Source organism: Vibrio sp. ZF57 (genome assembly GCF_001691235.1).
Lineage (GTDB): Bacteria > Pseudomonadota > Gammaproteobacteria > Enterobacterales > Vibrionaceae > Vibrio > Vibrio crassostreae_C.
Genome location: NZ_MAKD01000098.1, coordinates 1 through 14443 on the forward strand (window position 1 = coordinate 1; position 14443 = coordinate 14443).

Here is a 14443-nt window from a genome sequence, read left to right on the forward strand (position 1 = left end):
AGCGCAACCTTGCCAAGGTTGAGGTCATCGGTTCGAACCCGATGTATCGCTCCAGCTTTCTTCTAAAAAAGCTAATAAGTACTTTAAACCTCTGTGTTTAAAGGCGACCACAAAGGTCACGCTCTTTCTTTAATGCTGCGAAGCATAATCCCCCAAAAAAGCAAATAATCCTCCATCATGGTGGATATTTTTTTGTCTTAAATTTTTCTTAGCAACTGAAATGCTAGTAAATATCAGGTCTCTGAAGCAGACACTTGAGGTTTTTCACATCTATAAACAGACTTATCCACAAAATGTTAGGTGTGGATAACTTGGTTGATAAAGTTGTTTCAGGCTTAATTCTTTACCTATCCCTAAAAGATCTTTCTTGTTTTCAATATATTAGATGAATTGCAGCGATCGTAACTTGTTGTTTTTTATCAAGTTGGATGCCTATCTTGGATTTAATAAAAGATCGTTAACTTGTTGTTTTTTGATCTTAATCATTTATCGGTACTGTGTTTAACTTTTCTCGGGTGTCGGAAGTTTACGAGAGTTCTGAATTTTTTCCACATTGTTAGAATTGAGAACAAGGTCAAACATTGTTCTAAAATTATGTGCAACGAGTTGTCTTAAATATTGGACTATCGATGTGGGTGTCGCTGTCAATCGTTGATACCAAAAGGGCTAGGCGTCTCTTGGTAGTCCTTTCTCTACTATACGTATCAGTCTGTGCTTTTTGGTGGAGATTTTGCTGTTACTTTTTTGCACACAGCTATTTTTCTGCGTAGAGCCATCTTCTTGCACATTGCTAGCGTTGGGTAACTGCTGTAGTTGTTTATTCAAAGCCCACTCAATATGCACATCCAACATATCGTTTTTCCCTTGATGAGATTCCAGGGTTTCAATAATGCGTTGTTGGAATGGTGCATTGCCCATCGCAACAAAGATGTTGCGTAACCACTGGGTGTGGCCGATACGTCTGATTGCTGAGCCTTCCATTTTCTTTAGGAAGGTTGCTTCGTCCCAACTTGAAAGTGAAACCAGATCGGCTTCTTGGAAATCTTCTCTGCGGTGAAAGTCTGTTTGCTCTGTGAGTTCGGCATGACGATTCCACGGGCAAACTAACTGACAATCATCGCAACCGTAGATACGGTTACCAATGGCATCTCTATACTCTTCAGGGATCACACCATCATATTCAATGGTTAAGTACGAAATACATTTGCGCGCATCAACCACGCCATCAGCAATAATGGCACCCGTTGGGCAAGAAGTGATACATGCGGTGCATTTGCCGCACTCATCAACACTGGGTTCATCCGTGGGAAGAGGGATGTTAACTAACAGCTCCCCTAGAAAGAACCAAGAGCCAGCGTCTTTATCAAGAATTAATGAGTGTTTACCTGTCCAGCCCAACCCTGCTTTTTGAGCGAGTGGTCTTTCCAAAATGGGCGCTGAATCGACGAAAGGGCGTGAGTCTAAACCCTCGACCTCTTTTTCAATTCTTTGTCCTAGCTTTTTCAACTGGTTACGGAACAATTTGTGATAGTCGCGGCCTAAAGAATAGCGGCTGATGTAGCCTTGAGTGGTATCGCTTAGGTTAGAGGCGAACTGAGCTTCTGGTGGTAGGTAGTTCATTCGAGCGCTGATCACTCGAATTGTGCCTGGGTGAAGTTCATCAGGACGTGCACGCATCATCCCATGTCGAGCCATCCAATCCATTTCGCCGTGGTTGCCAGCATCTAGCCATGCTTGAAGAGGGGCTTCGTGTTCACTTAAATCAACATCGCAGATGCCAACTTTTTGAAAGCCCAGCTCTTTTCCCCAGATTTTAATTTTTTCAGCAAGATGGTCTAGATTCATGGCTTATTTCTTATTTTCTCTGTTTTACAATTAGAGATAAGGCTAATTAAAATTAGGTTCGGCAAAAATGGGGGCGGATCTTAACGGATCTTAGTGGTGTTGACCAGAACAGACGCGTTTTGATCAGTATTTTTCATAGAACTTACACTTGAGTGCTTGTCTCCCAAAAGCATCACGGTTTACTATTCTTGTTCTTTTGATTTTTATATAGTCAACGATCGATTTTTAGAGAACGTATTCATGAGCACGAAACAATTTACTTTGAAAGATGAACAAGCAACGATTCAATTAGGAACGGAGCTTTCTAATCTTTGCTCACAGCAGACGACTATTTATCTGCATGGTGATCTTGGCGCAGGTAAAACGACTTTCAGTCGTGGCTTTGTAAAAGCACTTGGCCATCAAGGAAATGTAAAAAGCCCAACGTATACTCTAGTTGAACCTTATCAACTTGCAGATTGGCAGGTGTACCACTTTGACCTTTATCGCCTAGCAGATCCTGAAGAGTTAGAGTTTATGGGAATTCGTGACTATTTTACGCCGGATGCTATCTGTTTGGTTGAGTGGCCTGAGAAAGGTTATGGGATGCTACCAGAAGCCGATTTGGATATTGATATTCGTTACCAAGACGATCACCGTGTTGTTTCTTTAACCGCTAATAGTGAATACGGACAGCGCTTACTTAGTCAGTTGGAGTTATGTTGATTTCTAAACGCCTTATTTCAACAGTGGCCATGATGGCTGCTGTTTTTTCTATACTGTTTTCTTCACTTGTTTCTGCAAACTCACTGAAAAGTTTAAGGGTTTGGCCTTCTCCAGAAGAAACTCGTGTGGTTATCGACTTAAAATCAGAAGCGGACTTTAGCTATTTCACCCTGAGTAGCCCGAGTCGCTTAGTGGTTGATTTAAAAAATACCAGTCTTGCGACTAAGTTACCGGTCGAGGTGAAAGACAGCCCTGTTCTATCTAAGATTCGTAAGAGCTCACCGCCAGACAAAAACACCTATCGCTTGGTTTTTGAGTTAAAGAAGTCGTCTAAAGCAGAATTATTCAAACTGAGCCCGACTCCAGGTGGTCAGTATGGACACCGTTTGGTGATCGACTTACCTCATGGTGCGGCAAGTAAAGCGACATCGACACCGAGTAAGCCAACGGTAAGTAAGAACATTAATCAGGTTAAGCGCCAGAAAGATATTCTAATTGTGATTGATCCTGGCCACGGTGGTGAAGACCCAGGTTCGATTGGTCCTACGCGTAAATACGAAAAAAACGCGACTCTGAGTATTTCTAAGAAGTTAGCAGCTCAACTGAATGCGGTCCCGGGGATCAAAACTCGTATGACTCGTAATGCTGATTACTTTGTGAACCTGAATCGACGTGTTGCGATTGCTCGAGAGAATGAAGCTCACCTGTTGATCTCTATTCACGCCGACGCCTTTACGACGCCTCAACCAAGAGGTGGTTCAGTGTTTGTATTGAACACTCGACGTGCAAATACAGAGATCTCTCGTTGGATTGAGAATAAAGAGAAACAGTCTGAATTGCTTGGTGGTAGCGGTGCAGCGTTCACAAGCAATATTGATGATAAGAACGTAAACCAAACCCTGCTTGATTTGCAGTTTAGCCACTCTCAAAAAGAGGGCTACAAACTGGCAACGGCAATTCTGTCTGAAATGGGTAAGGTTGCGAAACTGCACAATAGCAAGCCGATTAACACCAGCTTAGCAGTATTACGTTCACCACAGATCCCATCAGTACTGGTAGAGACAGGTTTTATTTCGAATCCGACGGAAGAGAAGCTTCTTTTCCAACGTTCGCACCAAGATAAATTGGCACGAGCAGTGACTAAAGCGGTGGTTAAGTATTTGAAGGCTAACCCGCCTGAAGGGATTATCTTGTCTAACGCAACGTCATCAACGGGCAGCGTGAGCCAACATAAAGTCTCTCGTGGTGAGTCTTTGTCTGTGATTGCGAGCAAGTATGGTACGTCGACACAGACGTTGATGAAGTTCAACAATCTGAAATCGAGCAGCCTAGCAATTGGTCAAGTACTTAAGATTCCAGGCAGTGCTTCAACTTCATCATCAAGCAGTGCGGTTCAAACTAAGACCATCACTCACACGGTTAAGTCTGGAGAGTACCTAGGTAAGATCGCCAGCCGCTATAAAGTGTCGGTGGCTGATATTAAACGTGAGAACCGTTTGAAATCAGAGACGGTGAGAGTAGGCCAAAAGTTACGTATTACGGTTGAAGTTAAAGATGTTCCTCTGCGCAAACACAAAGTTGCAAGAGGTGATTACCTTGGCAAGATAGCTTCGAAATACGGCGTGAGCGTCAACAGCATTCGCCAAGCGAATAAGCTAAGATCTGACAGTCTAGCTATCGGCCAAGTGTTGATTATTCCTCACAAGTAGTCTTGGGAATGCTAAACAGCTTCAGGTATATCAATGATAAAAAATAAGAACTAGTGCAAACGTAGCAGCGTTTCCATCAATGGCAGTAAGGTAGCTATAAATATGACGATCAAAATACTGCCAGCTCGGTTAGCTAACCAAATCGCAGCGGGTGAGGTGGTAGAAAGACCCGCTTCTGTTGTAAAAGAGTTGGTTGAGAACAGTTTGGATTCTGGTGCGACACGTATCGATATTGATATCGAGAAAGGTGGCGCCAAGATGATCCGCGTTCGTGACAATGGTAAAGGCATCGTAAAAGATGAGCTTGCCTTGGCACTGAGTCGTCATGCTACCTCCAAAATCCACACTCTTGATGACCTAGAGGCGATCGTCAGCCTCGGTTTCCGTGGTGAAGCGCTGGCGAGTATTAGCTCGGTTGCGCGCTTAACCATGACGTCACGCCCTGCCACTCAAGATCAAGCTTGGGCAGCACACAGTGAAGGCCGTGATATGCAGGTGAAACTGCAGCCTGCGGCGCATCCTATTGGCACTTCGGTTGAGGTGTTGGACCTGTTCTTTAATACGCCAGCACGCCGCAAATTCTTACGCACCGAGAAAACTGAATTCACCCATATTGATGAGTTGCTTAAACGCATCGCATTGAGTCGTTTTGATGTGACGATCAACCTTCGTCATAACGGCAAGATGATTCGTCAGTACCGCGCTGCAAAAACACAAGTTCAAGCAGAAAAGCGAATCGCTGCGGTATGTGGCAATCCTTTTGTTCGTCATATGCTTAAGATCGAACTTGAGCATCAAGGCCTAAAACTTCATGGCTGGATCACCACGCCAGAAGGAGCAAGACAACAAAGCGACCTGCAATACTGCTATGTGAATGGTCGTATGATGCGTGACAAGCTGATCAATCATGCGATTCGTCAAAGCTACGAAACCAGCCTGCGTCCAGACCAATTCGCGACGTATGTGTTGTTCATTGAACTCGACCCACATCAGGTGGACGTGAATGTCCACCCTGCAAAACATGAAGTGCGTTTTCATCAAGCGCGCCTTGTGCATGACTTTATTTACCAAGCATTGAGTGATGGTTTAGCACAGAGCAAGCAGATCGATGCTGCACCAATCAATCAGTCGGCTTTTCATCAGTCAGAAGTGATTCATCATCAGCAAGATAGTACGAGCTCTGCAGTTGATGGTGTTGCAAGTTTCGCTGAGCCAGAAAGCGTAATGCCTAGCAGTTCGGATCAAACCCAAGTTTCGGATAGGGTGCGACACGCTATTGAGCAAACGCCTGCCTACCCGAGAAAAGCAGAATCAGAGCACGCTTTTGATAAGCCTCAACACAGCGTTAATGATGGTGGGCGACACTATGTTTCATCAATTAGCCCAAGCTCATCAACCAGTCCAAGTTCATTAGCTGGCCGAAGCTCGGCTACTAGTGACAGCAGTTTTACCGGTTCCTCTCGCCAAGAGTGGATAGAGTCTCGACCTGAACCTAAAAAAGAGAAAGAGCCACACCAACATCATGGTGAACCCGCGCCCTCTAAGCGAGAAGTGAAAGCCTATAAAGAGCTTTTGAAAACGCCTGATTTTGATGATCAAGTTGTACAGCCTTCATCTTCTCAAGAGCATGTGGCACCAGTAGAAACCAGAGACAACTTAGAAAATAAAGAAAATAAAGAAAATAAAGAAGCTAAGCCTGCTCAACAGAATCCTGTTCATTTAAAGCCAAGAGCAGCAGTGACGGATTTGGGGAAAGCGGTCTCGGTTGTTGAACGTCAATATCTCGTGATGGGCAACAAGAATGGCTGTGTTTTGGTTTCCTTAGCTAAGGCTGAATTATTACGTGTTGTTGGTCAGCTTGATACTCGAGGTGGCGCGTTAAAAAGCCAACCGTTATTGGTGCCTTTATCGATTAAGCTGGGTAGTGAACTTGTCGAAGTTGCTAAGGCGCTGAGTCAAACTCTGGCATTACTGGGGATTGAGCTTAAGGCGCGAAACAGCGAGGCGGTAATGGTGATGGGCGTGCCTTCTCCTTTAAGGCAGCAAAACTTACAAATTTTGATCCCAGATCTGTTATCTTACGCGGCTTCAATAAATGCCCAGGGTGCAGTGAAGCAACCTAATGACATGTTGTCAGCTTTGGTTAACTGGATCGGGATTCAAACCGCACAAGTAAAAAGCGACTACACTTTATCTGAAGCGGTTCAACTAGTTGGGGAACTAGAACAACTTTGGCATGGTCTACTTCCATTAGATGATCCAGAGTTTGTTAATCCTATCGACTTTTCAGCGACTATAGCCGCGTTTACGGTTTAATTTTTTCGCGACGACCTTTGTCTTTTTAGCTGAATACGTCGCGACACAAAGCCCTTTGCTAAAAAGCGCTAAAACAGAGAAGCAAATACAAAATATCATGACTGAAAAATTACCTTTAGCGTTGTTTTTAATGGGCCCAACGGCGTCAGGAAAAACAGATTTAGCTATCCGCTTACGTCAGAAATACCCTGTAGAGATCATCAGCGTCGATTCGGCATTGATCTACAAAGACATGGATATTGGTACCGCTAAACCGGATGCGGAAGAGCTTGAGCTCGCGCCTCATCGCTTGATTGATATTTTGGATCCAAGCGAAGCGTATTCTGCGGCAGATTTTCGTCGTGATGCGATCAATGAAATGAATAAGATTGTAGCGGAAGGCAAAATCCCGTTACTTGTTGGTGGCACAATGCTGTACTACAAAGCATTGTTGGAAGGTTTATCGCCATTACCAGCCGCGGATCAAGAGATTCGTAAGCAGATTGAAGCGGAATCTATCGAACAAGGTTGGCAGGCATTGCACGATCAATTAAGAGAGATAGATCCCGTATCCGCTGAAAGAATACACCCAAATGATCCACAAAGGCTTTCAAGGGCATTGGAAGTTTACCGAATTTCGGGTAAAACATTAACAGAGCTAACTCAAACGAAAGGCGATAGCCTGCCATTTCGTGTAAAACAATTTGCAATAGCTCCCAAGGAAAGGACTGAACTCCATCGCCGCATTGAGCTGCGTTTCGAGAAGATGATAGAAGCTGGGTTTGAAGATGAAATGAAGGCGTTGTACGCCAGAGAAGATCTTCACCCTGAACTGTCATCGATCCGATGCGTTGGTTATAGGCAGATGTGGGATTATTTAGACGGTAATTGTGATTTAGACGAAGCGGTTTTCCGTGGTGTCTGTGCAACCCGTCAGTTGGCCAAGCGACAAATCACCTGGTTGCGCAGTTGGGATGATTTAACTTGGTTAGATAGCGAAAACATTGATCAAGCGTTAGAAACTCTTTCAGATGCAATAGCATCTGATTAGTATTGCTGTGTATAATGTGATCGCTTTTGCGTGAATATACTCTGGAAAGGATCCGTTATTGAGGCTTTTAAAAATCACAGCCTTTCAATAACAACGGAGTTTTTTTATTCATTTAGCTCAGATGCAAAGGCCGCACCTTTTTGTGCACCACTAGCTAAATAATTACAACAAAATACAAATAAGGAAAATAAAATGGCTAAGGGGCAATCGCTACAAGACCCATTCCTAAATGCACTCCGTCGTGAGCGCATTCCAGTCTCTATCTATCTTGTTAACGGCATTAAGCTGCAAGGTCAGATCGAGTCTTTCGATCAATTCGTGATCTTATTGAAGAACACAGTAAACCAAATGGTTTACAAGCATGCGATTTCTACTGTGGTACCTGCTCGCGCAGTTAGTCACCACAGCGGCGAGCAACGCACGCCATCTGATCGTCCAGAGAAGACTGAAGATTAATCGTTCAATTTGTACAGCTTGCGCTGTAATAAGGAGTTGGTTGCTTGTTTGACCGTTATGAATCCGGCGAGCGAGCCGTACTTGTTCATATCAACTTCACGCAAGAGGGAGAATGGGAAGATCTAAGCGAATGTGAAATGCTGGTCTCCTCAGCGGGGGTAGAAACGCTACAAGTGATTACTGGTAGCCGACAATCCCCACTCCCTAAATACTACGTTGGAGAAGGTAAAGCCCTAGAAATCGCACAAGCTGTTCAGCTGACCGGTGCTGAAATTGTGATTTTTAACCACTCCCTCTCTCCTGCCCAAGAGCGCAACCTCGAGCAATTGTGTAAATGTCGTGTGATTGATCGCACGGGTTTGATCTTAGATATTTTTGCACAACGTGCGCGAACTCATGAAGGTAAGCTACAAGTTGAGCTCGCTCAGCTTCGTCATATCTCTACCCGATTGATTCGTGGTTGGACTCACCTTGAAAGGCAGAAAGGTGGTATTGGTCTTCGTGGTCCAGGTGAAACTCAACTGGAAACCGATCGACGTTTGTTGCGTGACCGTATAAAGGCAATACTACGTCGTTTAGCGAAAGTTGCTAAACAGCGTGAACAAGGACGACGTGCTCGTAATCGAGCTGAAATCCCAACAATTTCTTTGGTTGGTTATACCAACGCAGGGAAATCAACACTTTTCAATCGCATCACAAGTGCTGGTGTTTATGCGGCAGACCAACTGTTTGCAACCCTAGACCCAACACTACGTAAGATTGATTTGGCAGATGTCGGGCCTGCAATTCTCGCAGATACCGTAGGTTTTATCCGTCATCTACCACACGACTTGGTCGCTGCGTTCAAGGCAACATTACAAGAGACGCAGGAAGCTGACATTTTGTTACATGTTGTTGATGCCAGTGATGACCGTTTTCGTGAGAACATTCAGGCTGTTCATGAAGTATTAGAAGAAATCGATGCTCATGAAGTGCCAACCCTTGTAGTCATGAACAAAATTGACTGCATGGAAGACCAAAAACCTCGAATTGAAAGAGATGAAGAGGGCGCACCTCGCGCTGTTTGGGTTTCTGCAATGGAAGGAGAAGGTATTGAGCTACTGTTTGAAGCTTTAACTGAGCGTTTAGCTAGCCAGATGGTTCAATTCCGGTTGTGTATTCCACATCAACATCAGGGTCGCATTCGCAGCTTATTCTTCGAGATGAAATGTATTCAACAGGAAGAGTATGATGAAAATGGTAACTTGTTGATAGATATCCGAATGCAACAAATAGATTGGTCTAAACTTGAAAAAAGAGAAGGGGCGCTCTTAGGTGACTTTATCGTTACCAAAGAGACTGCTACAGTATAACGTCATATCAAATGATGGAGCTTTCTAATGGCGTGGAATGAGCCTGGAAATAACAACAACGGCGATAATAACGGCCGCGATAATGACCCTTGGGGTAATAAAAATAATCGCGGCGGCCGAGATCAAGGACCGCCAGATCTAGACGAAGTGTTTAGTAAACTAAGTCAAAAGTTAGGTGGCAAGTTTGGTAAAAAAGGTGGCAACGGCAACGGACCATCTATTGGTGGTGGCGGTGCAATTGGCTTTGGTGTCATTGCCGTTATTGCTATTGCTATCTGGTTCTTCGCTGGTTTCTACACTGTTGGCGAAGCAGAAAGAGCAGTAGTACTTCGACTGGGTCAGTTCGACCGTATCGAAGAACCTGGTCTTAACTGGCACCCACGCTTCATCGATGAAATCAGTGATGAGCAACTAGTAAACGTTCAAGCGATTCGTTCTCTACGTGCTGCTGGCACGATGCTAACGAAAGATGAAAACGTTGTGACCGTTGAAATGGGTGTTCAATACCGTGTTTCTGACCCATACAAGTACTTGTATCGTGTAACGAATGCAGACGACAGTTTACGCCAAGCAACCGATTCCGCGCTTCGTGCGGTAATTGGTGACTCACTAATGGATAGTATCCTGACAAGTGGTCGTCAGCAGATTCGTCAAAGCACTCAAGAAACGTTGAACCGTATTATTGATAGCTACGACATGGGTATTCTGATTGTTGACGTGAACTTCCAGTCAGCACGTCCACCTGAGCAAGTGAAAGATGCATTTGATGATGCTATCGCGGCTCGTGAGGATGAAGAGCGTTTTGAACGTGAAGCTGAAGCTTACCGAAATGACATTCTTCCAAAAGCAACAGGTCGTGCTGAGCGTTTGAAGAAAGAAGCGGTGGGTTACTCAGAGCGCACAGTTAATGGTGCTCTAGGTCAAGTTGCTCAATTCGAGAAACTGCTACCTGAATACCAAGCTGCTCCTGAAGTAACACGTAACCGTATGTACCTAGATACAATGGAAAAAGTGTACTCAAGCACATCGAAAGTCCTGATTGATTCTGAATCAAGCGGTAACTTGCTATACCTACCAATTGATAAGCTAGGCGCACAAGGTGGTTCTCAGTCGGGCTCTCGCCCTGCAAAAGCATCATCAACTTACGATCAAATTGAGTTAGAAACTCAAGCGGATCCAAAGCCTAGCACTCAAACTCGTTCAGACAGTTCACGCCAAGGGAGATACTAATAATGCGTAAATTAATGATCCCTGTATTAGTTGTGACGATTGCCCTTCTATTGATGTCAGTGTTTGTGATTCAAGAAGGTGAGCGTGGCATGGTAATTCGTTTTGGTCGAGTTCTCGATGACAACGGCGTATCACGAATCTATGAACCAGGTCTGCACTTTAAACTACCGATGTTTGATCGCGTAAAAGTACTTGATGCTCGTATTCAAACGATGGATGGCCGTTCTGACCGTTTCGTAACATCAGAGAAAAAAGACGTTCTAATTGATACTTACGCAAAATGGCGTATTGCTGATTTTGGACGTTTCTATCTGAGTACCGGTGGCGGTAATATCATGACGGCAGAAGCACTTCTTGAGCGTAAAGTGACAGATGTTCTTCGTTCTGAAATTGGTTCTCGTGAAATTAAGCAGATCGTGTCAGGCCCTCGCAACAAGGACATCCTGCCAGACTCTGCTGATAGCGAAGTCGTCACAACGGTAGCGGCTGCAGAAGCACTAGAAGTTGATGGCGAACGCGATAAGATCATGGAAAACGTTTTGTCTGGAACGGCAGAAAGTGCGATGGCTGATTTAGGTGTTGAAGTTGTTGATTTCCGTATGAAGAAGATTAACCTTCCTGACGAAATCAGTGAATCTATCTACCGCCGTATGCGTGCAGAACGTGAATCGGTTGCTCGTAGACACCGTTCTCAAGGTCGTGAGAAAGCGGAAGTTATCCGTGCTCAAGCTGAGCTAGAAGTGGCAACAGTTCTTGCTGAAGCTGACCGTACAGCTCGAATCACTCGTGGTGATGCGGATGCAGAAGCAGCGAAGATCTACTCTGATGCGTTCAGCAAAGATCCTGAGTTCTACGGCTTCATGCGTTCATTGCAAGCTTATGAGACATCATTTAGCGATAAGAGCGACATTCTAGTACTGGATCCGAAGACTGACTTCTTCCAATACATGAATCAAGCAAGCGGCGCTCCAGCAAAATAAGCTGATGCGTTAGCGAATGCTTAGCTTAATAAGCAAAATACGTTAAAACTTAAAAGGCTCCCATTGTGGGAGCCTTTTTGTTTTCTATGACTTCTTTCAGGAGGAGACATGTTTGTGGATTCACTATTGGGGCGCGAGGGAAGGCGCTTAACAGCGTTCTACTTATAGAAACCTAGCGGTAGGTCATGAAAGCGATAACCGCTCCAGCCACCACAAGACAGCCTCCAATGCGGCGCAGTTGCGTGTCTGGTTGCTCGCTCAGTTGCGCGACCATGTTTCTCCAGCCATTGGGTGCAATCAAGGGGCCGAGCCCTTCCACAATAAGTACGAGCCCAATAGCGAGCCAAATTGATTGAGACATGGTTCTGCCTTTTGTCTGTAAAAAAGCAATGATATCAGTATCTTTACACATCTGCCCCCAGTTATGGCTGGTTTATTTTTGTACAACGTTAACGTTTATGAACAAAAAGTGACTGCAAGAAGTGTGATTCAGTGCTAGAATCCATTTTTAATTAGCAACAGAAATTGGAAAGATGGGAAATAACGTAGTCGTTCTAGGCACCCAATGGGGTGATGAAGGTAAAGGTAAAATCGTTGACCTTTTAACTGAAGATGCAAAATACGTGGTTCGCTACCAAGGCGGTCACAATGCAGGTCACACACTTGTAATTGACGGTGAAAAAACCGTTCTTCACTTAATTCCATCAGGCATCCTACGTAATAACGTTAAATGTGTTATTGGTAACGGTGTAGTATTATCGCCTGACGCACTTCTAAAAGAAATGAAGCCTCTTGAAGATCGCGGTATTCCAGTACGTGAACGTCTTTTCATCTCTGAAGCTTGTCCTCTAATTCTTCCGTACCACATTGCAATCGACAACGCGCGTGAAATCGCTCGTGGCGCTAAAGCTATCGGTACAACGGGTCGTGGTATCGGTCCTGCTTACGAAGATAAAGTTGCTCGTCGCGGTCTACGCGTTGGCGACCTTTTCGATAAAGAAGCATTTGCTGAGAAGCTAAAAGAAGTGATGGAATTCCACAACTTCCAACTAGAGCACTTCTACAAAGCTGAAACAGTAAGCTACGAAGAAGTTCTTGAGCAAGCGATGAGCTACGCAGATATGTTAACTGCGATGGTTATCGACGTAACTGACGAACTAGACGCAGCACGTAAGCGCGGCGACAAGATCATGTTCGAAGGTGCTCAAGGTACGCTACTAGATATCGACCACGGTACTTACCCATACGTAACGTCTTCTAACACGACTGCTGGTGGTGTTGCTGCAGGTTCTGGTTTCGGTCCTCGTCACATCGGTTACATCCTTGGTATTACTAAGGCTTACTGTACTCGTGTTGGTTCAGGTCCATTCCCTACTGAGCTATACGATGGCCTTGAGAAGCAAGACCCAGTTGGTAAACACCTCGGCGATGTTGGTCACGAGTTTGGCGCAACAACTGGTCGTCTACGTCGTACTGGTTGGTTCGATGCTGTTGCTATGCGTCGTGCAATCCAAATCAACTCTCTATCTGGTATGTGTCTAACTAAACTAGACGTTCTAGATGGCCTAGAAGAACTAAAAATCTGTACTGGTTACAAGATGAAAGATGGTTCTATCCTAGAAGTTTCTCCAATGGCTGCTGAGTCATTCGAAGAAGCGACGCCAATCTACGAAACAATGCCTGGTTGGTCTGAAAACACATTTGGTGCTAAATCTATCGACGCGCTTCCACAAGCTGCTCTAGATTACATCAAGCGTATCGAAGACCTAACTGGCGTTCCAATTGATATCGTATCAACTGGCCCAGATCGTAACGAAACTATCATCAAGGTTCACCCATACGGCGCATAATGCCTGCTGAGTGATTACCAGGCACGAACAGTGCTTTGATAATAAAATAGTTTTCTAAAAGCCGACTTTATTAAGTCGGCTTTTTAATACCTGCAATTTAGCCGTTCACTCTTTGATGGTGATCTTTTAAGCGTCATCAGGCAAAATATTGCCCATTAGCGGCAAGTTTTGTCTAAAGCCGTCGGGGTTATTGCCGATACAGATATCATGGAAAGTGAAGTTCACACTGTTTTGTGCGTGTAGAAATCCTCTGCACCCCTCAATAGATAACTTTAGCGACAGATAATAGAGTGCAGGTATGAAGCTACGAATTGTGGCAGCTTCATTGATAATGGCACTGAGCTCACCCTTGAGTCATGCAAATTTGGCTGATGTGGGAGAGCCCGTTCCAATATATACAGAAGCTGAACTGATTAATTTAATCGAAAATAATCAACATCTAGAGCGAGTGAAAGCTGATAAGTGCCAGTTAGTTGAAGATATCGTTGCTCGCGCAACGCGTATTAGCTTGCCTTCTTATGAGTTTTTATACGGTGATATGTTGGCTTGGGGTGTGTGTGTTCCACAAGATGTAGAGCTTGGCCTTTACTATATGGAGAACGCGGCACATCAAGGTTTACCCGCTGCATTAGAGCAGTTAGGTCGTTATTACTCTCGTGGTACTTTGGTACAACAAGATCAAGAGCGTGCGATTCCGTATCTACGTGAAGCGGCCTCTATGGGTAACTTAAGTGCGAGCATTCACTTAGCGGAACTCTTGTTACGTGACTACGGTAGCCCATTGGATTATGAAGATGCTTACCGTTGGTTGTATAACTCGGTAACCGCAGACCAAAGACAACACAGACGTATCACTGTGCTTCGTAGCGGTCTGGAACAGAGAATGCCAGACAATATTATTGCTCGAGCAAAGCGTCGAGACGTGTTCTGGTAAGACAGATTATTGAATGAGCAATGATGATTAAGGTAC

The 14443-nt window shown here is 44.6% G+C and carries 12 protein-coding genes; 10 read left to right on the top strand and 2 right to left on the bottom strand.

Going from position 1 to position 14443, the window contains the following annotated elements; translation table 11 throughout:
• Positions 1-666 precede the first annotated feature (666 nt).
• On the bottom strand, positions 667-1845 hold the full coding sequence (gene queG / locus A6D97_RS15440; protein WP_065584736.1) for a tRNA epoxyqueuosine(34) reductase QueG: 1179 nt from the start codon (positions 1843-1845) through the stop codon (positions 667-669).
• 240 nt (positions 1846-2085) lie between these two features.
• On the opposite strand from queG, the gene tsaE reads away from it, so the two are divergent.
• The 8 genes from tsaE to hflC all read left to right on the top strand — a co-directional run bounded on the left by tsaE (position 2086) and on the right by hflC (position 11623).
• Positions 2086-2550, top strand: coding sequence for a tRNA (adenosine(37)-N6)-threonylcarbamoyltransferase complex ATPase subunit type 1 TsaE (gene tsaE / locus A6D97_RS15445; RefSeq protein WP_017059923.1), 465 nt, complete (start codon positions 2086-2088; stop codon positions 2548-2550).
• Entirely contained in the window at positions 2544-4259 is a 1716-nt protein-coding gene (locus A6D97_RS15450) for an N-acetylmuramoyl-L-alanine amidase (RefSeq protein ID WP_065584737.1), read from the top strand. The genes tsaE and A6D97_RS15450 overlap by 7 nt, the downstream gene beginning before the upstream one ends.
• 102 nt (positions 4260-4361) lie before the next feature.
• On the top strand, positions 4362-6575 hold the full coding sequence (mutL, locus tag A6D97_RS15455; protein ID WP_065584738.1) for a DNA mismatch repair endonuclease MutL: 2214 nt from the start codon (positions 4362-4364) through the stop codon (positions 6573-6575).
• Positions 6576-6672: 97 nt separating this feature from the next.
• Positions 6673-7605: a tRNA (adenosine(37)-N6)-dimethylallyltransferase MiaA gene (miaA, locus tag A6D97_RS15460; RefSeq protein ID WP_065584739.1), complete on the top strand. Its 933-nt coding sequence runs from the start codon at positions 6673-6675 to the stop codon at positions 7603-7605.
• A gap of 192 nt (positions 7606-7797) precedes the next feature.
• Positions 7798-8061 carry an RNA chaperone Hfq gene (hfq, locus tag A6D97_RS15465; RefSeq protein ID WP_017059927.1) on the top strand — a complete coding sequence of 88 codons (264 nt, stop codon included), beginning with the start codon at positions 7798-7800 and terminating at the stop codon, positions 8059-8061.
• 44 nt (positions 8062-8105) lie between these two features.
• Positions 8106-9413 carry a ribosome rescue GTPase HflX gene (hflX, locus tag A6D97_RS15470; RefSeq protein WP_017059928.1) on the top strand — a complete coding sequence of 436 codons (1308 nt, stop codon included), beginning with the start codon at positions 8106-8108 and terminating at the stop codon, positions 9411-9413.
• A 27-nt stretch (positions 9414-9440) separates the two neighbouring features.
• A complete protein-coding gene (gene hflK, locus A6D97_RS15475) occupies positions 9441-10643 on the top strand; it encodes an FtsH protease activity modulator HflK (RefSeq protein ID WP_017067930.1) in 1203 nt (400 codons plus the stop codon).
• Between the two features lie 2 nt (positions 10644-10645).
• Complete coding sequence (gene hflC / locus A6D97_RS15480; protein ID WP_017059930.1) at positions 10646-11623, top strand: protease modulator HflC; 978 nt, start codon at positions 10646-10648, stop codon at positions 11621-11623.
• A gap of 172 nt (positions 11624-11795) precedes the next feature.
• On the opposite strand, the gene A6D97_RS15485 is transcribed toward hflC, so the two are convergent.
• On the bottom strand, positions 11796-11984 hold the full coding sequence (locus A6D97_RS15485; protein ID WP_010434105.1) for a DUF2065 domain-containing protein: 189 nt from the start codon (positions 11982-11984) through the stop codon (positions 11796-11798).
• Positions 11985-12156: 172 nt separating this feature from the next.
• Here A6D97_RS15485 and A6D97_RS15490 point away from each other — a divergent pair, with 172 nt between their 5' ends.
• Positions 12157-13473 carry an adenylosuccinate synthase gene (locus A6D97_RS15490; protein ID WP_010434108.1) on the top strand — a complete coding sequence of 439 codons (1317 nt, stop codon included), beginning with the start codon at positions 12157-12159 and terminating at the stop codon, positions 13471-13473.
• A 298-nt stretch (positions 13474-13771) separates the two neighbouring features.
• Positions 13772-14407 (top strand): tetratricopeptide repeat protein, encoded by a 636-nt coding sequence (locus tag A6D97_RS15495; RefSeq protein WP_017063177.1) that lies wholly within the window; start codon positions 13772-13774, stop codon positions 14405-14407.
• Positions 14408-14443: the final 36 nt, after the last annotated feature.

Excerpts from the sequence above, each read along its gene's own strand:
- queG (WP_065584736.1), bottom strand. The coding sequence starts at position 1,845 with ATGAATCTAGACCATCTTGCTGAAAAAATTAAAATCTGGGGAAAAGAG.
- tsaE (WP_017059923.1), top strand. The coding sequence starts at position 2,086 with ATGAGCACGAAACAATTTACTTTGAAAGATGAACAAGCAACGATTCAA.
- A6D97_RS15450 (WP_065584737.1), top strand. The coding sequence starts at position 2,544 with ATGTTGATTTCTAAACGCCTTATTTCAACAGTGGCCATGATGGCTGCT.
- mutL (WP_065584738.1), top strand. The coding sequence starts at position 4,362 with ATGACGATCAAAATACTGCCAGCTCGGTTAGCTAACCAAATCGCAGCG.
- miaA (WP_065584739.1), top strand. The coding sequence starts at position 6,673 with ATGACTGAAAAATTACCTTTAGCGTTGTTTTTAATGGGCCCAACGGCG.
- hfq (WP_017059927.1), top strand. The coding sequence starts at position 7,798 with ATGGCTAAGGGGCAATCGCTACAAGACCCATTCCTAAATGCACTCCGT.
- hflK (WP_017067930.1), top strand. The coding sequence starts at position 9,441 with ATGGCGTGGAATGAGCCTGGAAATAACAACAACGGCGATAATAACGGC.
- hflC (WP_017059930.1), top strand. The coding sequence starts at position 10,646 with ATGCGTAAATTAATGATCCCTGTATTAGTTGTGACGATTGCCCTTCTA.
- A6D97_RS15485 (WP_010434105.1), bottom strand. The coding sequence starts at position 11,984 with ATGTCTCAATCAATTTGGCTCGCTATTGGGCTCGTACTTATTGTGGAA.
- A6D97_RS15490 (WP_010434108.1), top strand. The coding sequence starts at position 12,157 with ATGGGAAATAACGTAGTCGTTCTAGGCACCCAATGGGGTGATGAAGGT.
- A6D97_RS15495 (WP_017063177.1), top strand. The coding sequence starts at position 13,772 with ATGAAGCTACGAATTGTGGCAGCTTCATTGATAATGGCACTGAGCTCA.